The sequence below is a fragment of the Pseudomonas sp. Hz4 genome, from assembly GCF_054898165.1.
The window spans coordinates 5,243,720-5,265,553 of sequence record NZ_CM142719.1 but is presented as its reverse complement, the minus strand read 5'-3'; the positions used below and the strand labels follow the sequence as shown (position 1 = coordinate 5,265,553).

The following is a 21,834-nucleotide window of genomic DNA, read 5'->3' as shown; positions in this document are numbered from 1 at the left end:
AGGTATAGCCGACGGCAACGGAGGGCACCGATGGATCATCGTACAAAAGGTTTCACGCTGATCGAGTTGCTGGTCGCGCTCGCGGTATTTCTGGTCCTGATCACTTTGGCCGTACCGGCGTTTACCCGTTCGGTGCAAATCACCAAGGCCGACACCGAAATCGGCGATCTGCAACGGGGTTTGAATTTCGCCCGGATCGAGGCGATCAATCGGGGTGTCACTACCCGGGTTCGCCCAACGGCAGAAGGCGGTGCCTGGACCGGGGAGGTGTCGGTCTATGACGGTACTGGCAAATTGGCCAAAGTATTGCGGGTTGTTCCCGCGATGAGCAGCGGGGCGACTCTGACGCTAACCTCAGGAGTGACCGCCATCGATTTCAACAATCTGGGTGGGTTGTCGGCACCGTCCACGGCGGTAGTGATCAGCTATGTACTGGGGGCGCAAAGCAGGACGCTGAATGTGTGTTTGAACGGACGAATTTTATTGGGTGGAAGTTGCGGATGAGGGGATGGAGCAAGCGTGCACAGGAGGGCATGACGCTGATCGAGGTTTTGGTTGCGTTGTTGATTCTGGGTGTGGGGCTGTTGGGGGCGGCGGCGATTCAGCTCAATGCACTGAAGTACACTGACAGCTCGCGGATGACCAGCCAGGCGAGTTTTATCGCCTATGACATGATGGACCGCATTCGCGCCAACTCCGGCGACGACTACACCGTCACGCCACCGACCTCGGGCAACTTGAGCGTCGCCCGGGATCAAGACCTCTACGATTTCACGACCAACATCGTCAATTTCGGCGGCGCCACGGCTACTGGCAGCGTTACGCTCAATAAACGGGTGTACACCATCACCATCACTTGGGATGACTCACGGGCTGCCAATACCGCCGATTCGCGTCGCAGCTTTGTGCTGACCAGTCGCGCTGCTGTCGACCCGATGGTGACCCCATGAATCGCTCCAGCAGGGGTTTCGGCCTGATCGAATTACTGATCGCCCTGGCATTGAGTTTGGTCGTGGTGCTGGGCGTTGCGCAGATTTTCATCGCGGCCAAGAACACCTACGTGAGCCAGAACACCGCTGCCGCGATGCAGGAAGATGCGCGTTTTGCACTGAGCAAACTGATTCAGGAAATTCGCATGGTCGGCATGTTCGGTTGTCTGGGGGCTATCACCGACTCCAGCTCGGCAAGTGACTTCAATGCCAGCCAGACAGCGCCCGTCAGTTGGGACAACGCCAACCTCAAGCTCACACTGGTGAGCGCCGATGTGGGTGGCAGTGGCGGGGCGCCGACCTGGACGGTGGTTTCGGACTGTCGAAACACTGCGACGGCTTATACCGGCGTGCGGGCTCCTGCGTCAGGGCAGCAGGCGTTTCCGATCCGCCGACTGATCTACAGCTTGAAAAACGGTCAGCTGACGATGGGCGTCGGCAGCGGTACGCCGACGCAGTACGTGCTGGTAGACAACGTCAGCGCCTTCAATGTGAGTTTCGGCCTCGCCAGTTCGGCCACCGATGCGTCCGCCTCCAGTTACAGCACCAACCCCTCCGACCCGGCTCGAATCCGCAGCGTACGCCTGACGTTGACTCTCACCGACCCGAACAACCGGGTACGCAATCAAACCTTTAACGTGGTTGCCGCTCTGCGCAACCGCTTGCCATGAGGGGAGGGCCGATGAGTATTTCTTTCGAGACCCCTCACTCTCAGCGCGGCATGGCGCTGTTGGTCAGCCTGGTGTTTCTTCTGTTGCTGACACTGATCGGCCTTTCATCGATGCAAAACGCCACCCTGCAGGAAAAAATGGCCGGCAGCGTGATCCTGAGCAACCAGTCGTTCCAGGGCGCGGAAGCGGCGTTGCGCGTCGGCGAAAGCGCGGTGCAACTGGACACCTATTCATTGCCGGTTTGCAGCGGTACCAGCCAATGCGCGCCGCCGGCCGAGGCGTCGGTCCTCACCGTCGCCGGGTACAATTCCACCTCGGGGGTGACCTGGATCGCCTCCGGCAACGGCTTTTATGGGGTGCAGAACATTGGCACCACCCTGACGGCCGTGAACGTGCCGAGCAACACGTCGGCAACGCTGTACCGGGTGACCGCGGTGGGTATCGTAGGCCACTCGCACAGTGTGGTGGAGAGTATCTATGCAAAGTACTGAGGCCCGCACAGGCTGGCGCCGTTGGTTGTTTCAGCTGTTCTGCGGCGCGGCGTCGAGCCTGTATCTGGCCGCCCCGACTTACGCCTTCACGCCCTCGGATTCGCCGCTGTTGAGTGCCGCCGCCGTCGCACCCAATGTGATGCTGTTACTCGACGACTCGGGGAGTATGAACAACATTATCTGGGCGGCAGGCTTCGACCCGACGGTCGCACGCCCCACAGTGATTATTTGCCTCTCGAATGGTTCGTGCTCGAAAGGCCGCGAGCTTGATATGACCGATACCAATATTGCTTTGTCGAGTTTGACTCGAGGAAAATGTTCGAAAGAATGGTACGGCTTTTATAACAACAGCTCTTCCGGTCCGGATTCGCTTTGCCTCAAACTTCCCGATCCGGTGGGGAGCGAGAACACGCGGTATACGGCAAATTACTTGTCCTATCTGATAAGTCTGGCCAACCATTCAGATCGGGATTTCACTGATGGCTCGATCCCCAATGATTACCGGATAAACGTGGCGCGCAACGTTTCCAAGGTGTTGGTGGCCGGTAACCGCGCGCTGCGCATCGGCCTGTCGACGTTCAATCTGGCGGTCGGCAACCACAAGAATGACGGCGGTTACATTGCCCGTTCGGTCACTGATTTGTCAGCGGTCAGCGGCACCGTGACCCAGGCTCAGGCCAATACCAACTACAACGCACTGATCGACTCGATCGATGAACTGAGCGCGGAAGCCAATACACCGTTGGCAGAAGCCTATTACGAAATCACCCGCTATTTCCGTGGCATGGCGCCATACAACAACTCGACGCCCACCACCTATACCAGTCCGATTCAGTACCGTTGCCAGAAAAATTACGGGGTGGTGATTACCGATGGTCTGCCGACCTACGACCGAACCTTTCCGACCAACGATCCGCTGGGTGCCAGCCGGTTACCGAACTGGGACGGGATCAGCAGTAACGATGGCGACAACCTCTCCGGCGACGGTGAGGGCGACACCCTGTACCTGGATGACATTGCCAAATTTGCCTTCGACATCGACATGCGCTCCACAGGGACAGATGCCGCGGGTAAAAGCTGGAACGAGGTGGATTTTCCCAAGCAGAACATGAACACCTACACCGTGGGTTTTGCTGTCGCTAACCAGATGTTGTTGGATGCAGCGACCTACGGACAGGGCCGGTACTACCAGGCGAGCGATAGCGCGGAACTCGTCAGTGCACTGGCTGCAGCCTTGAGCGACCTCACCGCCAAGGCCGGCTCAGGTGGCAGCGGCGTTGCCAGCGGCACCACTCTTGCCAGCAACTCAACCTACTTCCAGACCACCTACGACCCCAAGGACTGGCGGGGCACCATCAAATCCCTTGGCTTCACATCGGCGGGCGCGGTTAACATGGCTGCGGTGCTATGGACGACCGATGCCACTATCGTGCCCGGTGCTACTGCGCCGACCTACCAGTCCTGGAACACCTTGACCAACTCCGCTGTCACTCTGGCCTACGGCAATTTTTCCCCGGTCCAGCAAATTTCCCTCAGCCAGAACTTGCCCATCGGGATCACGGGCATCGATCTGGTGGAGTGGAGCAAGGGCACCAACAAAACCGGGTTGAAAGTGCGTAGCGTGTTGCTCGGCGACATTATCAATTCGCCACTCGTGCTGGCCGCGCCCACGGACCAAACCGCGTCCGATCTCGTGGGGGATACTGCCTACAGCACCTACCTGGCCACCAAAGCCGCCAACATGAATGCCAGCCTGGTGGTGAACGCCAACGACGGTTTTGTGAACGTCGTCAACTCGGCCAACGGTGTCAGGCGTTATGCCTACATGCCTTCCAGTGTGTTGCCTTCGCTGGGTTTGATCGCCGACACCAATTACATCAACGGCGTCAGCCACAAATTTCTGGTTGACGGTCAGGTCGCGGTATTCGATGCGCAACTCAACAGCGCCTGGAAGACCCTGGCATTGGGTGGAACAGGGGCGGGGGGCAGGACCTTCTACGCGTTGCAGTTGTTCGACGCCTCGGCCGGTAACGTGACCAAGGCGTTGTGGGAGATCAGCGCACCGTCCACAGCAAATACGGCGAACGTTTTCAATGATCTGGGTTATGCCTACGCACGACCGGAAGTGGCACGCTTGGCCGACGGTCGATGGGCCGCATTCATCTCCAACGGTTATGGCAGCAACTCCGGGGTGGCAGCGTTGTACGTGGTCGACATTCGTGACGGCTCGCTGATCAAGAAAATAGTGGTCGACGGCGCTGAAACTACCAACGGCTTGTCATCGGTAAAACTTCGGGTCAACTCGCAGAATGTGGTGCAGGCCGCTTATGGCGGCGATTTGAAGGGGCGGCTGTGGAAGTTTGATTTGAGCGCTACCGCCCCGGAATCGTGGGACCTGGCGTTTTCCCGCAAACCGCTGTTTACCACCGCGGGTGGCGTCACCCAGCCGATCACCGCGCAACCATTGCTGGCGGACAATTCGTTGGGAGGGAAGGAAGTGTTTTTCGGCACCGGTAAATTCAACGAGACGGCCGACAAGACCAACAAAGACCTCCAGGCGTTCTATGCAGTGTGGGATGCGGAAGGTGGCTCCGGGCAAATCACAACGTCCAGTTTGCAGGCCCAAGCGGTGACCGGTGTGTTCTCGGGCAGCAGCGGACAATTCATCACCACCAGCCAGAATGAGGTGACCTATCCGGCAAAGAAGGGCTGGTATCTGCCATTGGTTTACAACAACGTGTTGACCGGTGAGCGGGTGATCAATCAGGCCAATCTGGTGTTCGGACGGATCGTGTTTACCACGGCCAGCGTGGACACCACCGATCCTTGCGCCAGTTCCGGTACCGGCAAACTGGTCGAGCTTGATGCATTCAGCGGTAAGATGCTCAACTACGCGGTGCTCGACACCAATGGCGACGGGCTGGTCGACATCAAGGATTCGATTTCCAGTGGGGTGTTTTTCACCGGTGGTATTCCGACGCTCAACGCGATCGTCAACAATGCGTCCCGCAAGATCGTGAGCGACTCCGGTGGCGGCGTGAACTCGCTGGTGGAAAAGCCCGGCGGCGGCGGCAGCCGTCGCATCATGTGGCGACAAATACAGTAAGTGAGAGTTGAGGCATGCGCAGATCCAATCGAGGTTTTACCCTGATCGAAATCATGATCGTGATTGCGATCATCGGGATCGTCATCACCTTTGGCTACCCAAGCCTCACCGAGTACGTGAAAAAGGGGCGTAGAACTGAAGTCGCCGGGCTGCTCTCCGAGCAGGCGCAGATCCTTGAACGCTACTATTCCAAGAATAATATCTACACCAATGCCACCGGCCTGAGCGCCGGCAATGACTTCTACACCATCACCCCGACCCTGACCGATCAGACCTTCCTGCTGACGGCGGTGCGCAAGGCCGGAAAGGCCATGGCAGCTGACAAGTGCGGTGATTTCACCATCACCAACACCGGCATCAGAAGCATGGTCAATGCGACGGCCGCGACCAAGGATTGTTGGGGGCGCTGAGTTCCTTTTTCGGGCGTCTTTTTGCGCCCTCTGTCTATTTAAGGATTGAATCAGAACATGACCAGGCAACAGCAAGTGGTGATTGTCGGCGGCGGAGTGATTGGCCTGCTGACAGCGTTCAACCTCGCGTCCGAAGTGCAAAGCGTCGTGCTGCTGGATCGCTCGAACGTTGGTCAGGAATCGTCCTGGGCGGGTGGAGGGATCGTTTCGCCGCTTTACCCGTGGCGCTACAGCCCGGCGGTCACTGCGTTGGCTCACTGGTCCCAGGACTTTTATCCGCAGTTGGGTGAGCGGTTGTTCGCAGCAACCGGCGTCGATCCCGAGGTGCATACCACCGGGTTGTATTGGCTGGACCTGGATGATGAGGCCGAGGCCCTGGCCTGGGCCGAGCGGGAAAACCGTCCGTTGCGGGCTGTGGATATCTCGGCGGCTCATGATGCGGTGCCGGTATTGGGCGCGGGTTTTTCGCGGGCAATCTACATGGCCGATGTGGCCAATGTGCGCAATCCGCGGCTAGTCAAATCGCTCAAGGCTGCGTTGCTGGCGCTGCCAAACGTGACGATTCATGAGCAGTGTGAGGTCAGCGGGTTTATCCATGAAGGCGCTTCGGTGGTTGGAGTGCAGACCTCAGCGGGTGCTATTCATGGCGATCAGGTGGTACTGACTGCGGGTGCCTGGAGCGGTGATTTACTCAAAAGCCTGGGCCTGGACCTGCCGGTCGAGCCGGTGAAAGGGCAGATGATTCTCTACAAATGCGCCGCGGATTTCCTGCCGAGCATGGTTCTGGCCAAGGGGCGTTATGCGATTCCTCGGCGCGATGGGCACATTCTGATTGGCAGTACGCTGGAACACGAAGGCTTCGACAAGACACCGACCGAATCTGCCCTGGAGAGCCTGAAGGCGTCGGCGGTGGAGTTGATTCCTGCACTGGCGGATGCCGAGGTCGTGGGGCACTGGGCCGGGTTGCGACCGGGCTCGCCGGAAGGCATTCCCTACATCGGTCGGGTGCCGGGGTTCGAAGGGCTTTGGCTCAACTGCGGGCATTACCGTAACGGCTTGGTGCTGGCGCCGGCGTCGTGTCAGTTGTTTGCGGATGTGATGTTGGGGCGTGAGCCGATCATTGATCCGGCACCGTATGCGCCGGTAGGACGAATCTGAGACTCAATCGAGTCCCAGTTTTTTGAGCCTGTAGCGCATCGACCTGAATGAAAGGCTCAACCGCTGAGCCGCCGCCGTGCGGTTCCAGCGGGTTTCTTCCAGGGCCTGGAGGATCAGTTTGCGTTCGACGTTTTCCAGGTAGTCTTCCAGGTTGTCGATCTGCGTCAGGTCCGGCACACCACCTTCCGGGTTGCAGTTGCCTTCGGCCAGCCGCAGGTCGCTGGCTTCGATCTGCTTGTTTTCGCACAAGGTGTGAGCCCGTTCGAGCACGTTCTCCAGCTCCCGCACGTTGCCGGGGAAGCGATAACTTTTCAGCGCGTCGAGGGCATCCGGGTGGAGTTTTACGGCGGGTTGGCCGGTGCTGATGGCCAGGCGTTTGAGCACATGGCTGGCGAGCGATTCGATGTCGTCACGGCGTTCGCGCAAGGGCGGCACCCGTAGTTCAATCACGTTCAACCGGTAGTACAAATCCTGGCGAAAGCGTTCGGCGGCGACTTCGGCGTCGAGGTCCTTGTGGGTGGCGCAAAGGATACGCACATCGACCACTGTTTCCTGCTGCTCGCCGACACCGCGAACGGCTTTTTCCTGTATGGCCCGTAGCAACTTGACCTGCATCGCCAGCGGCAAATCAGCCACTTCGTCGAGGAACAGGGTGCCACCATGGGCGGCCTGGAACAGTCCGGGTTTGTCTTCGATGGCACCGCTGAAACTGCCTTTGCGATGGCCGAAAAATTCGCTCTCCATCAATTCCGACGGAATTGCCCCGCAGTTGATCGGAATAAACGGTTGGCTGGCGCGTGGTCCTTGCTCGTGGATCAGTCGCGCGACCAATTCCTTGCCGCTGCCGGATTCGCCGCTGATGTACACCGGCGCTTGGCTGCGGGCCAGTTTGTCGATGTGTTTGCGCAGGGCGCGCATGGGCAGTGAGTCACCCAGCAGCCGGCGATCGATGGCGGTGCTGGCGCCCCCCGACGCAGGCAAACGCAGCGCGCTGCTGACCAGCTCTCGAAGGCGGGTGAGGTCCACCGGTTTGGTCAAGAAGTCAAAGGCGCCGGCCTTGAGAGCGTTGATCGCGGTTTCCAGGTTGCCGTAAGCGGTGATCATTGCCACCGGTACTTGTGGGTGGCGTTGCTGGATGTATTGCACCAGCTCAAGGCCGGTGCCGTCCGGCAGGCGCATGTCGGTCAGGCACAGGTCGAACGTCTCCCGCGTCAGCAGGGCCTGGGCTTCGCCGAGGTTGCGGGCACTGAAGGTGTCGAGTTTCATCCGTCCCAGAGTGATTTCCAGGAGTTCGCGGATATCCGGTTCGTCGTCGACGATCAGGACTTTTTGCTGTGGGCTCATGTTCAACCTTGTTTCCGTCCGTGAGCAAAGGTGATGCGAAAGCAGCAGCCGCCTTGGCGTGGTTTGAAGTCTAGGCGGGCCTGGTTGCTTTCGCACAGCTCACGGGACAGATAAAGCCCAAGGCCGGTGCCTTGGGTGCTCGTGGTGAAGAACGGTTCGAACAAGTGCGCTTGATGCTCCGGAATCACGCCGGGGCCATTATCCAGGACATCGAGGATCGGCAGTTGGCTATCCGGGTCGACAAACAACTCGAGCCAGACCTGCGCCGGGTCGTGATTCAAGGCGCTATGGCGCCAGGCGTTGCGCAACAGATTGTCGAGAATCTGGGTCAGCTGGTTTGGGTCCATCAGGGTTTTGAATTCTCCTGAGCCGATGCGCAGATGAATCTGCTGAGGCTCGGTCGCCCCCTCGCGGGTGTCGTTGACGAACTGTTCCAGCCACGGCTTCAGATCGAGCCGTTGCGCCACGGTTTGCTGGCGGCGGGACAGTTGCAGGACGTTTTCGATTACCCGATTCATTCGCTGAGAGTGGTCTTGAATAATCTGTGTCAGACGTCGATCCGCGCTGTTCAGTTCCTCAGATTCCTGCAACAGCTGCGCGGCATGACTAATGGCGCCCAGTGGATTGCGGATTTCATGGGCGATACCGGCGGTCAAGTGACCGAGCGCAGCCAGCTTCAGTTGTTGGGCTTGTTGGGCGATTTGTGCGAGGTCTTCGAGAAAGACCAGGGTCTGGTGGTGTGGGCTTTGGTCCAGGGCAATGAAGCTCGGTTGCAACTCCAGGCCACTGCTGGCGACTTTCAGGCTCTGGGGGCGCATCGTCGGGTTGTTGAGCCACAATTGCAGGCGTTCAACCAGGGTGGGTGAGTAGTCGTCGATCAGCTGGCCTTCAAGACTTTCCCTGCCTAACAAGCTCAAGGCGCTGTGGTTGGCCAATTGAACCCGCCGCTGGTCGTCGAGTACCAGGATGCCGGTACGCATACGTTGCAGGATCAGTGCGTTGAGGGCTTCGAGACCGACGACTTCGCTGGCCCGTTGTTCGGCCAGGGTTTCGCTGACTTCCAGGCGTCGGACCAGACCTTGCACCAGCAATGCCGCAGCAAAACACAGGGCGCCGAGCGTGCCGGCTTGCAAGTAATCATTGGGGGTGGCTGGATGGCTGAAACTCAGGAGGAAGCTCAGCCCCACGATACCGAGCGCGCCGACGGCGGCAATCAACAGGCCTATGCGCCCTCGCAACAAAGTGTTGCTGATGGCTACCGATACGATCAGCAGGTTGCCGATGGCACTGGCCACACCACCGGCGGCGTAGAACAGACCGCACAGCAGCAGGACGTCGGTCAGCGCCAGGCTGAACAATCGCACCGGGCGCCGGGTGTTCTCGAAGAACACCACCAGCAGGATATTCAGCACCAGGTACACCCAGCTGCCACTGCGCAGCAGGTCGTCATTGGTGAACGTCAGCAGCTGGTTGTCCATGTCGCTGGAGATCAACAGTGCCAGGGTAATGCCGATGCTCAAACGGTAAAGATGATAGAGGCGCAGCAGTCGCTGGGCCTGTTTGTTGCCGGGACTGGACGTCTCAGCGATCACTTGAGCCCGGGCCTTGCTCAAGATGAGCCTGGCTGCAATACCACTGTTGTTGAAGGCTCAGCGCGCGGTCGCGTGGCAGGTGTACGCCGCAATGGGCGCAGCGGACCATCGGGGCCGCTTCCAGCTCGGTAGGGGACTTGGGATTTGTAGACGATCCCTTGAACTTGCGCCAGAACCATACTGCAGCGGCAATCAGGGCGATCCAGAACAGTAAACGAAGCATGATGAGTTGCTACTTGACGAGTGATGAGCCAGTTTAGCCAAGGACATGACCAGCGCACAGCGTAATAATCGAGCCCATAAAAAAGGAGCCTCGAAAGGCTCCTTTTTGTACCGTCCGACGTGTCAGTCAAACACGCCGAAGGTCATGTAGCTGAACCACGAGCGGTCGCTGTTGTTGCCTTGCGCTTCGTGTTCCTCTTCCTCGATCACATCGCCATCTGCATCTTTAGGCTTGAGATCGCTCGGAATCGCGTCCTTGGCGTCCTGGAACTGCTTCTGCACGTCCTGGTTGGCGCGCGTTTCGCCCGGCGGCAGCGGTGGACGGGATTCGATCAGGCCTAGCGTCGCTTTGCTCAACCACGAGCGGTTGTCGGCTTCGTCTACCGAAGGCTTGAACTGACCGTCGACCAGGGTTGGATGGTTCGGGTAGTTGAGCTTCAGGGTTTCGAGGCTTGTGTTGGCCAGATCGTCCAGACGCAGACGCTGGTAAGCCTCTGTCATCACCGCCAGGCCGTCACCGACCGAAGGGGTTTCCTGGAAGTTTTCCACCACGTAACGACCACGGTTCGCGGCGGCGACATAGGCCTGACGGGTCAGGTAGTAGTCGGCAACGTGAATCTCGTAGGCCGCCAGCAGGTTGCGCAAGTAGATCATGCGCTGCTTGGCGTCCGGCGAGTAGCGGCTGTTAGGGAAGCGGCTGGTCAGCTGGGCGAACTCGTTGTAGGAGTCGCGAGCAGCGCCCGGGTCACGCTTGGTCATGTCCAACGGCAGGAAGCGCGACAGCAGGCCGACGTCCTGGTCGAAAGAAGTCAGGCCCTTGAGGTAATACGCGTAATCCACGTTCGGGTGCTGCGGGTGCAGGCGAATGAAGCGCTCGGCGGCGGACTTTGCAGCTTCAGGCTCGGCGTTCTTGTAGTTGGCGTAGATGAGCTCGAGTTGAGCCTGATCGGCGTAGCGCCCGAACGGATAACGCGACTCCAGGGCCTTCAGCTTGGCTGTGGCGCTGGTGTAGCTGTTGTTGTCCAGGTCGGTCTGAGCCTGCTGGTACAGCTCGACTTCGCTCAGGTTTTCGTCTACGACTTCCTTCGATGAGCAAGCAGCGGTCAATGCGAGGATGGCGATCAGCAGCAGGTGTTTCACTTGCATGGCGGCTTGCGTCCCTATGACGGCCGCTGTCTTGGGCGGGGCCGTCCTGTTATGATGAGCGCCCCGTTGAATAGCCTCGGGGCAAAAGACGCCGTATTTAACCACAAGCGCGCAGCCGAAACCAAAGGCTGTGCCGACGCCTAGTCCGAGCATGTCCGATAAAATTGAACTTAGCGCAGAGGTGCCGTCCGAATTGGGCGGCCAACGCCTCGATCAAGTCGCCGCACAATTATTCGCTGAGCACTCGCGCTCGCGCCTTTCCGCCTGGATCAAAGACGGCCGCCTGACTGTGGATGGGACGGTTATCCGCCCGCGAGACATCGTTCATGGTGGTGCCATTCTTGAGCTCATTGCCGAGCAGGAAGCTCAGGGCGAATGGATCGCTCAAGACATCGAACTGGATATCGTCTATGAAGACGACGACATCCTGGTGATCAACAAACCCGCGGGTCTGGTGGTGCATCCCGCCGCCGGTCACGCCGATGGCACCTTGCTCAATGCCTTGCTGCACCACGTGCCGGACATCATCAATGTGCCCCGCGCCGGTATCGTGCACCGCCTGGACAAGGACACCACCGGTCTGATGGTGGTGGCCAAGACCATTCAAGCGCAGACACAGCTTGTCACGCAATTGCAGAGCCGTAGCGTAAGCCGGATCTACGAGTGCATCGTGATCGGTGTGGTGACGGCCGGCGGCAAGATCAACGCGCCGATCGGTCGTCACGGTCAGCAACGCCAGCGCATGGCGGTGATGGAAGGTGGCAAGCAAGCCGTCAGCCATTACCGCGTGCTCGAGCGTTTCCGCTCCCACACTCACGTGCGGGTGAAGCTGGAAACCGGTCGTACGCACCAGATTCGTGTGCACATGGCCCACATCAACTTCCCGTTGGTCGGAGATCCTGCCTACGGCGGTCGTTTCCGCATTCCGCCGGCAGCCAGTGTGACCATGATCGAATCGTTGAAGGCGTTCCCGCGTCAGGCGCTGCATGCGCGGTTCCTGGAGCTCGATCATCCGACCACCGGTAAACGCATGAGCTGGGAATCGCCACTGCCGGACGACTTCGTCTGGTTGCTGACGCTGCTCAAGCAAGATCGCGAGGCGTTCATCGGATGAGTGACTGGCTGATTCCCGACTGGCCTGCGCCTGCCGGGGTGAAAGCCTGCGTTACCACCCGTGCGGGCGGCGTCAGCCTGGCGCCGTTCGACAGCCTCAATCTCGGTGATCACGTCGACGACAGCCCCGAAGCCGTTGTCGAAAACCGCCGTCGCCTCACCGATCATTTCTCTATTCAACCGGCCTGGTTAAAGCAGGTTCACGGCATCGCCGTGGCCCACGCAGACCCAAGCCAGGTGGCCACTGCCGATGCCAGCTGGACGGCAACGCCCGGTATTGCCTGCACGGCGATGACCGCTGATTGCCTGCCGGCGCTGTTTTGTGACCGTGCAGGCACTCACGTCGCGGCGGCCCATGCCGGTTGGCGCGGGTTGGCGGCGGGTGTGCTGGAAGCGACGCTGGACACGCTGGCGGTGCCGCCAGAAAAAGTGCTCGTCTGGTTGGGCCCCGCCATTGGCCCGCAAGCCTTTGAAGTCGGCCCGGAAGTGCGCGACGTCTTTATTCAGCAGCTGCCTGAAGCCGCTAAAGCCTTCGTCTCTAGCCAAAATGCCGGTAAGTTCATGGCCGACATCTATGAGCTGGCGCGTTTACGCCTGGCTGCTCGCGGTGTCACCGCTGTTTATGGTGGCGGCTTCTGCACCGTGACCGATCCACGCTTCTTTTCTTACCGCCGCAGTCCTCAAACGGGTCGGTTTGCCTCTCTTGTATGGCTCGAACGCTAAACTTCGCTGATCTACATCAACTGCTTGACGCTTGAATCTTCCAGAATCGACCGCATCTATAGCGATATCTGGCAGGTTTCTTCATTCAGGATGTTTTATCGGTCCGGCCTGCTCAAAAGGAAGGTGACCCATGCGTATAGACCGTTTAACCAGCAAATTGCAGTTAGCTCTATCCGACGCCCAATCGCTGGCCGTCGGCCTTGACCATCCCGGCATTGAGCCGGCGCACTTGATGCAAGCCATGCTTGAACAGCAGGGTGGTTCGATCAAACCCTTGCTGATGCAAGTGGGCTTTGACGTCAACAGCCTGCGCAAAGAGCTGACCAAAGAGCTCGACCAGCTACCGAAAATCCAGAACCCAACCGGCGACGTCAACATGTCGCAGGATTTGGCGCGCCTGCTCAACCAGGCCGATCGCTTGGCCCAGCAGAAGGGCGACCAGTTTATCTCCAGCGAACTGGTGCTGCTCGCCGCGATGGACGAGAACAGCAAGCTCGGCAAATTGTTGCTCGGCCAGGGCGTCAGCAAGAAAGCCCTGGAAAATGCAATCAATAACCTGCGCGGTGGGGAGGCCGTCAATGACGCCAACCACGAAGAGTCGCGCCAGGCACTGGATAAATACACCGTCGACCTGACCAAGCGTGCCGAAGAAGGCAAGCTCGATCCGGTGATCGGCCGTGACGACGAAATTCGTCGGACCATTCAGGTGCTGCAGCGCCGTACCAAGAACAACCCGGTGCTGATCGGTGAGCCTGGCGTGGGTAAAACCGCCATCGCCGAAGGCCTGGCTCAGCGCATCATCAACGGTGAAGTGCCGGATGGACTCAAAGGCAAGCGCCTGTTGTCCCTGGACATGGGCTCGCTGATTGCCGGTGCCAAGTACCGTGGAGAGTTCGAAGAGCGCCTCAAATCCCTGCTCAACGAACTGTCGAAGCAGGAAGGACAGATCATTCTGTTCATCGACGAACTGCACACCATGGTCGGCGCCGGTAAGGGCGAAGGCTCGATGGATGCGGGCAACATGCTCAAACCGGCGTTGGCTCGCGGTGAGCTGCACTGCGTTGGTGCAACCACGCTCAACGAGTATCGCCAATATATTGAGAAGGACGCAGCCCTCGAACGGCGCTTCCAGAAAGTCTTGGTGGACGAGCCAAGCGAAGAAGACACCATCGCTATCCTGCGTGGCCTGAAAGAGCGCTACGAGGTTCACCACAAGGTGGCGATCACCGACGGCGCGATCATCGCCGCGGCCAAGCTCAGTCACCGCTACATTACCGATCGTCAGCTGCCGGACAAGGCCATCGACCTGATCGACGAAGCGGCCAGCCGCATCCGCATGGAGATCGACTCCAAACCGGAAGTGTTGGATCGTCTTGAGCGCCGTCTGATTCAGTTGAAAGTCGAATCCCAGGCACTGAAAAAAGAAAGCGACGAAGCGGCCATAAAACGTCTGGAAAAACTCCAGGAAGAAATCGTCCGTCTCGAGCGAGAGTATTCGGACCTGGAAGAAATCTGGAACGCGGAAAAAGCCGAAGTTCAGGGTTCTGCGCAGATCCAGCAGAAAATCGAGCAGTCCCGACAGGAACTGGAAGCGGCCCGCCGCAAAGGCGACTTGAACCGCATGGCCGAGCTGCAGTACGGGATCATCCCGGACCTGGAGCGCAGCCTGCAAATGGTCGATCAGCACGGCAAAACTGAAAACCAGTTACTGCGCAGCAAGGTGACCGAAGAAGAGATCGCCGAAGTAGTGTCCAAGTGGACCGGCATTCCGGTGTCGAAAATGCTCGAAGGCGAGCGCGACAAACTGATGAAGATGGAAAGCTTGTTGCACCAACGTGTGATCGGCCAGGACGAAGCGGTCATTGCCGTTTCCAACGCAGTGCGGCGCTCTCGTGCCGGGTTGTCCGATCCGAATCGCCCGAGCGGTTCGTTCATGTTCCTCGGCCCGACCGGTGTCGGTAAAACCGAGCTGTGCAAGGCACTGGCCGAGTTCCTCTTTGATACTGAAGAGGCGATGGTGCGGATCGACATGTCCGAGTTCATGGAGAAACATTCCGTCTCCCGACTGATCGGCGCGCCACCAGGCTACGTAGGCTATGAAGAGGGCGGTTACCTGACCGAGGCGGTGCGTCGCAAGCCTTATTCAGTGATCCTCCTGGACGAGGTCGAGAAGGCCCACCCGGACGTCTTCAATATCTTGCTGCAAGTGCTGGAAGATGGCCGACTGACCGACAGTCATGGCCGCACGGTGGATTTCAAAAATACCGTGATCGTCATGACCTCCAACCTGGGCTCGGTACAGATCCAGGAGCTGGTCGGTGATCGTGAGGCGCAGCGTGCGGCGGTGATGGATGCGATTTCCATGCACTTCCGGCCGGAGTTCATCAACCGGGTCGACGAAGTGGTGATCTTCGAACCGTTGGCTCGGGATCAGATCGCGGGCATTACCGAGATCCAGTTGGGTCGACTGCGCAGTCGCCTGACCGAGCGCGAGCTGAAGCTTGATCTCAGCCCTGAGGCCATGGATAAGCTGATCGCGGTGGGTTACGACCCGGTTTACGGTGCGCGGCCGCTCAAGCGAGCAATCCAGCGCTGGATCGAGAACCCGCTGGCGCAGCTGATTCTGTCGGGCCGTTTCATGCCCGGCGAGACCGCGAAAGGTGTCGTGGAAAACGACGAAATCGTATTCGTCTGATCCAGGGCGGCGGCAAATATGAAGAGGCCTCGCATTGCGAGGCCTTTTTTTCGTTAGGCTGTTGAACTGAAAGGAAAAGGCTTGTAAAGTGCGCCCCGCAGTAAGTCGCCCTGAAGGGTTTCTGCTCCCCAAGCAGGAATCTGAAATAAGTTGCAAATCATTAACTTGAAAGCAATTTAAGGGGTTGACAGAGGTGCTTAAGATTGTAGAATAGCGCGCCTCAGACACACGAACGCAGTGATGCGAACGGGTCGAAGAGGTGAAGCAAGCTTCACAGTTGTAATTGAAATATGTAGTTCCGTGATAGCTCAGTCGGTAGAGCAAATGACTGTTAATCATTGGGTCCCAGGTTCGAGTCCTGGTCACGGAGCCAATTTCAAACCGGGGTATAGCGCAGTCCGGTAGCGCGCCTGCTTTGGGAGCAGGATGTCAGGAGTTCGAATCCCCTTACCCCGACCATTTTTGGGTCGTTAGCTCAGTTGGTAGAGCAGTTGGCTTTTAACCAATTGGTCGTAGGTTCGAATCCCACACGACCCACCATTTTTGAAACCAGTTAACGCTGGGATCAGATCTTAAGATCAGAGGCCAAAAGCACTGATCGAAGAAGGCGACTTGTAAAGGTCGCCTTTTTTTTACCGGGGTATAGCGCAGTCCGGTAGCGCGCCTGCTTTGGGAGCAGGATGTCAGGAGTTCGAATCCCCTTACCCCGACCATATTAAAAATCCTCGTATCGAAAGATACGGGGATTTTTTTTGTCTGCCGAAAACGTGATTTTCTTCAAGTTATTAGATTTTCCAGACGAAAAAAAGCCGCGCTTTCTGAATGGAGAAACGCGGCAGGTTCTCGGATGCTTAGGCGCCGTCTTGGTCTTTCAAATGCTCGAACAGGCCTTTTGGCATTTTCTTGCCATTGGCTTCGAAGTTGGCTTTCACGTTATCGAAAGCCTCTTGTTCGTCGATGAAGCCGTCATGGTTGGTGTCGATCTTGTCGAAATTGGACTTCGGCGCGACTTTCTGGAATTCGGCACGGGATACCTTGCCGTCGCCATCAGTGTCGGTTTTTGCCATCGAGGCATCGCCACACTTGCCTTCGCCACATTTACCTTCAGCGGTTTTCACCACCTGTTCGGCCGAGGCCAGCAGGTAGCCCTGAGTCAGAGGCTGCGAAGCGAACACGGAGCCGGACAACGTCATGCCACCAGCCAAAACAGCGCCGAGCAGACCGATAGTGTTTTTGGTGGTACGGGACATTTCAACTCTCCTGGGTTGCACGACACAACCGTTCGATAAAGGACGCCACGTAAGTGCGGCGACAAACCTGTGCAGGCGAGGTGCCTTGCTCGGGTGTGGCCATTTAGCGGGCGTGGTGTATCGCTACTGTGTCGCGCAAAGGGGAGTTTGTAAGCGAAGGGGATGAAACGGTTAGAGAGATACAGTGAGACACAGATCCAAGAGTCGATGCAGAACAAATGTGGGAGCGAGCAAGCCCGCTCCCACACTAGACCGAGTTAGTGCAGTTTGAGTCGCGGCTCAGTCCCGCGCCCGATCTTGCTGCCCAACATCAGCATCGCCGTGCGGAACGCGCCATACAGCGCCATCTGGTGCATGCGATACAGCGACACGTAAAACATGCGCGCCAGCCAGCCTTCGAGCATCACGCTGCCGGTGAGGTTGCCCATCAAGTTACCCACAGCCGAAAAACGCGACAGCGAGATCAGCGAGCCATAGTCGGTGTATTTGTACGCAGGCAGAGGCTTGCCTTCGATCCGCAGCTTCAGCGATTTGGCCAACAGCGAAGCTTGCTGATGCGCCGCTTGGGCGCGCGGCGGTACATTGCGATCGGTGCCAGGTTGCGGGCAGGCCGCGCAGTCACCGAAGGCAAAGATGTTCTCGTCGCGGGTGGTTTGCAGGGTCGGCAGCACTTGCAGCTGATTGATGCGGTTGGTCTCCAGACCATCGATGTCCTTGAGGAACCCCGGTGCACGAATCCCGGCCGCCCAGACTTTCAGGCTGGCGTTGATGACTTTGCCATCGGCGGTAATCAGGCTGTCGGCCGTCACTTCACTCACCGCGGCATTGGTCATGACGTTAACCCCAAGCTTCTCCAGGGTTTTATGCACAGGGCCGCCGATACGTTCCGGCAGCGCTGGCAGCACTCGTGGCCCGGCTTCGATCAAGGTAATGTGCATGTTTTCCGGTTTGATCCGGTCCAGGCCGTAAGCCGCCAGTTCATGGGCGGCGTTGTGCAGTTCGGCGGCCAGTTCGACCCCGGTGGCACCGGCACCCACGATGGCCACGCTGATCTGCTCGACCTTGTCGGTCTGCCCGGCGTGCGCGCGTAGGTAGTGGTTGAGCAATTGCTGATGGAAGCGCTCGGCCTGTTTGCGAGTGTCGAGGAACAGGCAGTGTTGCGCCGCGCCCTGAGTGCCGAAATCGTTGGTGGTGCTGCCGACCGCGATCACCAGCGAGTCGTAACCCACCTCACGGGCTGGAACCAGTTCCAGGCCGGCTTCGTCGTAGGTGGCCGCCAACTGGATTTTCTTTTGTGCGCGATCAAGCCCGCTCATGCGCCCCAGCTGGAACTCGAAGTGGTTCCATTTCGCTTGGGCAACATAGTTGAGTTCGTCTTCGGAAGAGTTCAGCGAGCCGGCCGCCACTTCATGCAACAGCGGTTTCCAGATGTGGGTCAGGTTCGCGTCGACCAGCATCACACTGGCCGTGCCGCGCTTGCCCAGAGTCTTACCCAGACGGGTAGCCAACTCCAGACCGCCGGCGCCGCCGCCAACGATGACAATACGATGAGTCATGGGGATATCTCGCAAGGCTAAAAGAAATCGGTGCAGTCAACCGAGCGAGCGCGAGGCAGCTCATAGCGTCAGGTAACTGATAAGTCGGCTCAACAGGCCTAAACCAATGGTCACTGCCAACACCACCACCAGGAGCATCCACGGCCGAAAAGGCCGGCGCTCGACTCGGTGCTGGGACAGGTGCAGGTACTCTTCGACATGCTTTTGGTCGTTGGGGTTCAGGCGGCTGGTCATATTGGGCCTCGTCAGGGGTAGACGTTGCTAAATGTGTAGAAGCTACAAGCGAGCTGCTGTGTAACACGTTAGCCCGCATCGAACGGAGCATAGCCGCTGGCCGGAATGGGCTCGACGCTCACTGTATCGTCCAGGCGAATGATTCCACTTTGTAACACCCGGGCGGTGATTCCGCCATGTCCGCGAACGGCCTGAAAGGTCCCGGGGCCCAGGTTGTTTTGCAGACGCGCGCAGGGCTGACACCAACCTGTGGTTTCGAAAATTGCCTGTCCAATCCTGAAGCGTCGGCCTTTGAGGCTGAACAAATTAATTCCGCTGACAACGATATTGCGCCGCAACTCCTCAGGTAACACTGGCTGGTCATCCGAGCGTCCCATCAGCGAACTGATCACAGCGAGATGTTCCCATTGAATCAGCGTTACCTGGCGCGCATTGCGTACGCCGGGGCGGGCGCGATCACCGGTCAAGCCAGCCTCAAGGCGCGCTTCCACGGCATCGAGTTCGATCATCGGCGTGTGTCGCTCCGGGCGTACGCCGATCCAGCGGACACGTCCCGTTTGCGGCACTACGGCAATCAATTCCTGCAATGGACTCACAGGCTGATCCCGACGTCGAAAACAATGCTGCGGCCCAGGTTGCTGCGCAGGAAATCCGGTGCATCCGGGTGCGCGAACAGCACACGGGCGAAGGTCGGACCGACCAGCGACAATGAGCGCCAGCCCTGGCGCAAATATTCGGTCGGCGGTGGGAAATGGCTGTTGAGGTCCAGCACTTCGCGCTTGAGGCTGGCGAAGGCGATGATGTCCAGTTCCCCCAGGTCCATGCCGCGTTCTTTGTAGTTGTGGGCTTTTTTGCGCAAGGTCGGCGCCAGTCTCAACAAAAACTCATTGGCCGGAATGCGCCGGGGCTTCGCCTCGCGGCGCACCAGCGAACTCAGGGAAAATGCGCTGCGCCGACGTTGCAGCTCATCGCGCCATTCATCGTTGAGGCGCCGGCCTTCATCGAGTACGAAAAACACTTCGAAACTGGCGTCACGAAACAGCACGTCCGGCGGCTCCCCGGCCGGGGCGAATTCGTCGGCGCGATAGGGAATGTTCAGGCCTTGCAGCAGGCGCTGACAGACCCAACGCTCACGCTCCCATTTGCGGGCATTGGACAGGAACGCGTTGGCTTGCTCGGCCGCGATGGTCAGCAAGCGTAAATAATCTGAGTCATCCATAGGCCCAAGCTTAGCGTTCAAATGTGATCTTAATAAAGGCAGTGAGCGAAAACGACCTGACAGTCATAGTTTTACCGCGCCGCCGCTGTTTTCAATTCCCACGGTTTAAAACTCAGCCACAGCAACACCCCCGGTACCTGCAACGCAATCATCACTCCCAGCGACCACTGATAAGCCTCCACCGGGTGCCCTTGCCCATTTGCCGGCCACAGGTTCAGAATTTCCCCCATTAACCATTGCAAGACGAACGCCAGCACGAACACCACCAGGTTGAACGACGAGCTGACCCGCCCGGCCAGTTCAGGCGATACCGACTGAGCTACGATCGCGTAGTTCATGGTAGTGGAGGTACCGAAGAAGCTGAAACCCATAGCAATCAGCAGCGGCGATACAGGCAGTCCGCTGATCATCAGCGATTGAAATACGATGAAGATCGAAACCCCGGCGCCGCACACCATGATCGGTTGCACGCCAAAGCGCCGCAGGTAGTCGGTGATCGAGCCGAAGGCCAGCGAGCCTGCAACCATCGCCACGGTACCCCAGAGCAGGGTATTGGCCATGCTGGACTCGCTCAACTGGGCGACATCGCGTAGCCACGGTCCCATCCACAGCGACAGCACCGACATATAGATCGCATGGGCACATACCGAGTACAACGCCAGTCGCCAGAATACCCACGAGGAGTAAAGCGTCCCCACGGCCTTGGACATTTCGGCGAGAGTGGTGTGTTTGGGTTTGTAGGTGCGCGGCACGCTGAGATGAATGACCACGCAGACGAACAATGTCAGTAGCGCCAGAATCAAGAATGCTTCACGCCATGAGATCCACTTGAGCAGTTCGTGCAACGGCGTGGTGGACGCCATGGCGCCTAGGCCGCCTACCGATAACAGGCAAGCCGTACTCAGCGGCAGGCGTTCGACCGGCAGCCAGATGGCGCACGCCTTGATCGCACTCATCAGGGAACCAGCAACACCCAGACCGATCAGACCGCGACCAATGATCAGGCCCAGTTCGGTATGGGAGAAGCTGAAAATCAGCGAGCCCAATACAGCGAACAGCAGCATGGGAGCCTGCACGCTGCGCGGACCGTAGCGGTCGAGCATGACGCCGAGCGGAATCTGCGCCGCGGCGAAGGTCAGAAAGTACACGCCGGTCAGGAGGCCCAGGCTGCTGGCGGGCAGGTGCAGTTCCCGTTCCAGGTCCACATAGATCAAGGCATTGACCGTGCGAAACAGATACGACACGAAATGCCCGAGGCCAAAGGGGATGAATATGGTCAAAAACAGGTACAAAAACGTGTGTTTGACTTCCTGCTCGGCCTTGATGCAAGAGCCTGTATTTTCGTTGCTCATGTCGCAAGAGCCTCGCCAGTGGAAAAGGTTGTGCGTATTTCACAGCAGAAGCGACCCCGCTCTTCTTCGAGGCAAAGCTCATCGGGGCACGGTCGCATTTCCGAGAACTTTACGTGACCGGCGTTCTTCAACGCGTTGGTGATGCCGTCGAAGGACAACGGGTTATCGAAGTCGAGGAGCAACGGTTTGGGTTCGGTATCGATCTTGACGAAGGCACCGCATGCGAGCGTCTGCCAAGGCGGTGTAGTTGGCATCAGCCGCCTACCCACCGGGTCCCTCTCATACGAGTGACAAACTTTACTCTCAGAAGTATCTCCAGAATTTGCCTAAGAGTATCAACGACAGACGTTCCGAAGAAGTTGTCGATGGGTGGATCTCACGAAAATCAATGGTTTCAGGGGCCGGTCGCGACTAATTTTTTCTTCAAGATCAACTGAGATCGCGAAGAAGACAGTTTATTTGCGGCGTGCCATGCCCGCGACAATCCTCATCCCGCGCCCGGTTCAGGGCCGTGCACAAAACGGATAGCGATCTGCGCAAAGCGGATATTGCCCCGTGTCTGG

21 protein-coding genes and 4 tRNA genes are annotated in these 21,834 nt (G+C 58.5%); 14 read left to right on the top strand and 11 right to left on the bottom strand.

The window, feature by feature from the left end; genetic code table 11:
* Positions 1-30 precede the first annotated feature (30 nt).
* Genes ACYZTR_RS24235 through thiO form a run of 7 tightly spaced genes read left to right on the top strand, consistent with a single transcriptional unit; the run spans position 31 to position 6,825 of the window.
* On the top strand, positions 31-504 hold the full coding sequence (locus tag ACYZTR_RS24235; protein WP_461974469.1) for a GspH/FimT family pseudopilin: 474 nt from the start codon (positions 31-33) through the stop codon (positions 502-504).
* Complete coding sequence (pilV, locus tag ACYZTR_RS24230; RefSeq protein ID WP_461974466.1) at positions 501-950, top strand: type IV pilus modification protein PilV; 450 nt, start codon at positions 501-503, stop codon at positions 948-950. Before ACYZTR_RS24235 ends, pilV begins: the two co-directional genes overlap by 4 nt.
* Complete coding sequence (locus tag ACYZTR_RS24225; protein WP_461974464.1) at positions 947-1,660, top strand: PilW family protein; 714 nt, start codon at positions 947-949, stop codon at positions 1,658-1,660. Before pilV ends, ACYZTR_RS24225 begins: the two co-directional genes overlap by 4 nt.
* An 11-nt stretch (positions 1,661-1,671) precedes the next feature.
* Positions 1,672-2,151: a pilus assembly PilX family protein gene (locus tag ACYZTR_RS24220; RefSeq protein WP_461974462.1), complete on the top strand. Its 480-nt coding sequence runs from the start codon at positions 1,672-1,674 to the stop codon at positions 2,149-2,151.
* Positions 2,138-5,257, top strand: coding sequence for a pilus assembly protein (locus tag ACYZTR_RS24215; protein ID WP_461974460.1), 3,120 nt, complete (start codon positions 2,138-2,140; stop codon positions 5,255-5,257). Before ACYZTR_RS24220 ends, ACYZTR_RS24215 begins: the two co-directional genes overlap by 14 nt.
* A gap of 14 nt (positions 5,258-5,271) precedes the next feature.
* On the top strand, positions 5,272-5,667 hold the full coding sequence (locus ACYZTR_RS24210; protein WP_461974458.1) for a type IV pilin protein: 396 nt from the start codon (positions 5,272-5,274) through the stop codon (positions 5,665-5,667).
* A gap of 57 nt (positions 5,668-5,724) precedes the next feature.
* Positions 5,725-6,825, top strand: coding sequence for a glycine oxidase ThiO (gene thiO, locus ACYZTR_RS24205; protein ID WP_461974456.1), 1,101 nt, complete (start codon positions 5,725-5,727; stop codon positions 6,823-6,825).
* 3 nt (positions 6,826-6,828) lie between these two features.
* On the opposite strand, the gene ACYZTR_RS24200 is transcribed toward thiO, so the two are convergent.
* From ACYZTR_RS24200 to ACYZTR_RS24185, 4 genes are all read right to left on the bottom strand, one after another.
* On the bottom strand, positions 6,829-8,169 hold the full coding sequence (locus ACYZTR_RS24200; RefSeq protein ID WP_461974454.1) for a sigma-54-dependent transcriptional regulator: 1,341 nt from the start codon (positions 8,167-8,169) through the stop codon (positions 6,829-6,831).
* A 2-nt stretch (positions 8,170-8,171) separates the two neighbouring features.
* Positions 8,172-9,761, bottom strand: a complete 1,590-nt coding sequence (locus tag ACYZTR_RS24195) for a sensor histidine kinase (RefSeq protein WP_461979869.1) — start codon at positions 9,759-9,761, stop codon at positions 8,172-8,174.
* The gene (locus ACYZTR_RS24190; RefSeq protein WP_461974452.1) at positions 9,751-9,984 is read right to left on the bottom strand and encodes a PP0621 family protein; all 234 of its coding nucleotides are present in this window, start codon (positions 9,982-9,984) and stop codon (positions 9,751-9,753) included. Before ACYZTR_RS24190 ends, ACYZTR_RS24195 begins: the two co-directional genes overlap by 11 nt.
* A 122-nt stretch (positions 9,985-10,106) precedes the next feature.
* Complete coding sequence (locus tag ACYZTR_RS24185) at positions 10,107-11,129, bottom strand: outer membrane protein assembly factor BamD (RefSeq protein WP_461974450.1); 1,023 nt, start codon at positions 11,127-11,129, stop codon at positions 10,107-10,109.
* A gap of 151 nt (positions 11,130-11,280) precedes the next feature.
* Here ACYZTR_RS24185 and rluD point away from each other — a divergent pair, with 151 nt between their 5' ends.
* The 7 genes from rluD (at position 11,281) to ACYZTR_RS24150 (ending at position 16,373) form a co-directional block, all read left to right on the top strand.
* A complete protein-coding gene (gene rluD, locus ACYZTR_RS24180; RefSeq protein ID WP_461974448.1) occupies positions 11,281-12,243 on the top strand; it encodes a 23S rRNA pseudouridine(1911/1915/1917) synthase RluD in 963 nt (320 codons plus the stop codon).
* Entirely contained in the window at positions 12,240-12,965 is a 726-nt protein-coding gene (gene pgeF, locus ACYZTR_RS24175; protein WP_461974446.1) for a peptidoglycan editing factor PgeF, read from the top strand. The genes rluD and pgeF overlap by 4 nt, the downstream gene beginning before the upstream one ends.
* A gap of 130 nt (positions 12,966-13,095) precedes the next feature.
* A complete protein-coding gene (gene clpB, locus ACYZTR_RS24170) occupies positions 13,096-15,660 on the top strand; it encodes an ATP-dependent chaperone ClpB (protein WP_461974444.1) in 2,565 nt (854 codons plus the stop codon).
* Between the two features lie 297 nt (positions 15,661-15,957).
* Positions 15,958-16,033, top strand: a tRNA-Asn gene (locus tag ACYZTR_RS24165).
* A 9-nt stretch (positions 16,034-16,042) separates the two neighbouring features.
* Positions 16,043-16,119 (top strand) — tRNA-Pro (locus ACYZTR_RS24160).
* A 5-nt stretch (positions 16,120-16,124) separates the two neighbouring features.
* Positions 16,125-16,200, top strand: a tRNA-Lys gene (locus ACYZTR_RS24155).
* Positions 16,201-16,296: 96 nt separating this feature from the next.
* Positions 16,297-16,373: transfer RNA gene (locus ACYZTR_RS24150), tRNA-Pro, on the top strand.
* A gap of 138 nt (positions 16,374-16,511) precedes the next feature.
* Here the strand turns inward: ACYZTR_RS24150 and ACYZTR_RS24145 are convergent.
* The 7 genes from ACYZTR_RS24145 to ACYZTR_RS24115 form a co-directional block, all read right to left on the bottom strand.
* Positions 16,512-16,910 (bottom strand): HvfA family oxazolone/thioamide-modified RiPP metallophore, encoded by a 399-nt coding sequence (locus ACYZTR_RS24145; protein WP_461974442.1) that lies wholly within the window; start codon positions 16,908-16,910, stop codon positions 16,512-16,514.
* A 257-nt stretch (positions 16,911-17,167) separates the two neighbouring features.
* Positions 17,168-18,466 carry an NAD(P)/FAD-dependent oxidoreductase gene (locus ACYZTR_RS24140; RefSeq protein ID WP_461974440.1) on the bottom strand — a complete coding sequence of 433 codons (1,299 nt, stop codon included), beginning with the start codon at positions 18,464-18,466 and terminating at the stop codon, positions 17,168-17,170.
* A 60-nt stretch (positions 18,467-18,526) separates the two neighbouring features.
* Positions 18,527-18,700, bottom strand: a complete 174-nt coding sequence (locus tag ACYZTR_RS24135; RefSeq protein ID WP_461974438.1) for a DUF3094 family protein — start codon at positions 18,698-18,700, stop codon at positions 18,527-18,529.
* A gap of 68 nt (positions 18,701-18,768) precedes the next feature.
* Positions 18,769-19,296, bottom strand: a complete 528-nt coding sequence (locus tag ACYZTR_RS24130; protein ID WP_461974436.1) for an MOSC domain-containing protein — start codon at positions 19,294-19,296, stop codon at positions 18,769-18,771.
* Positions 19,293-19,919: a DUF1780 domain-containing protein gene (locus tag ACYZTR_RS24125; protein WP_008154887.1), complete on the bottom strand. Its 627-nt coding sequence runs from the start codon at positions 19,917-19,919 to the stop codon at positions 19,293-19,295. The genes ACYZTR_RS24130 and ACYZTR_RS24125 overlap by 4 nt, the downstream gene beginning before the upstream one ends.
* 71 nt (positions 19,920-19,990) lie before the next feature.
* Positions 19,991-21,271, bottom strand: coding sequence for an MFS transporter (locus ACYZTR_RS24120; RefSeq protein ID WP_461974434.1), 1,281 nt, complete (start codon positions 21,269-21,271; stop codon positions 19,991-19,993).
* Positions 21,268-21,525, bottom strand: a complete 258-nt coding sequence (locus ACYZTR_RS24115; protein WP_461974432.1) for a hypothetical protein — start codon at positions 21,523-21,525, stop codon at positions 21,268-21,270. The genes ACYZTR_RS24120 and ACYZTR_RS24115 overlap by 4 nt, the downstream gene beginning before the upstream one ends.
* Positions 21,526-21,834 lie beyond the last annotated feature (309 nt).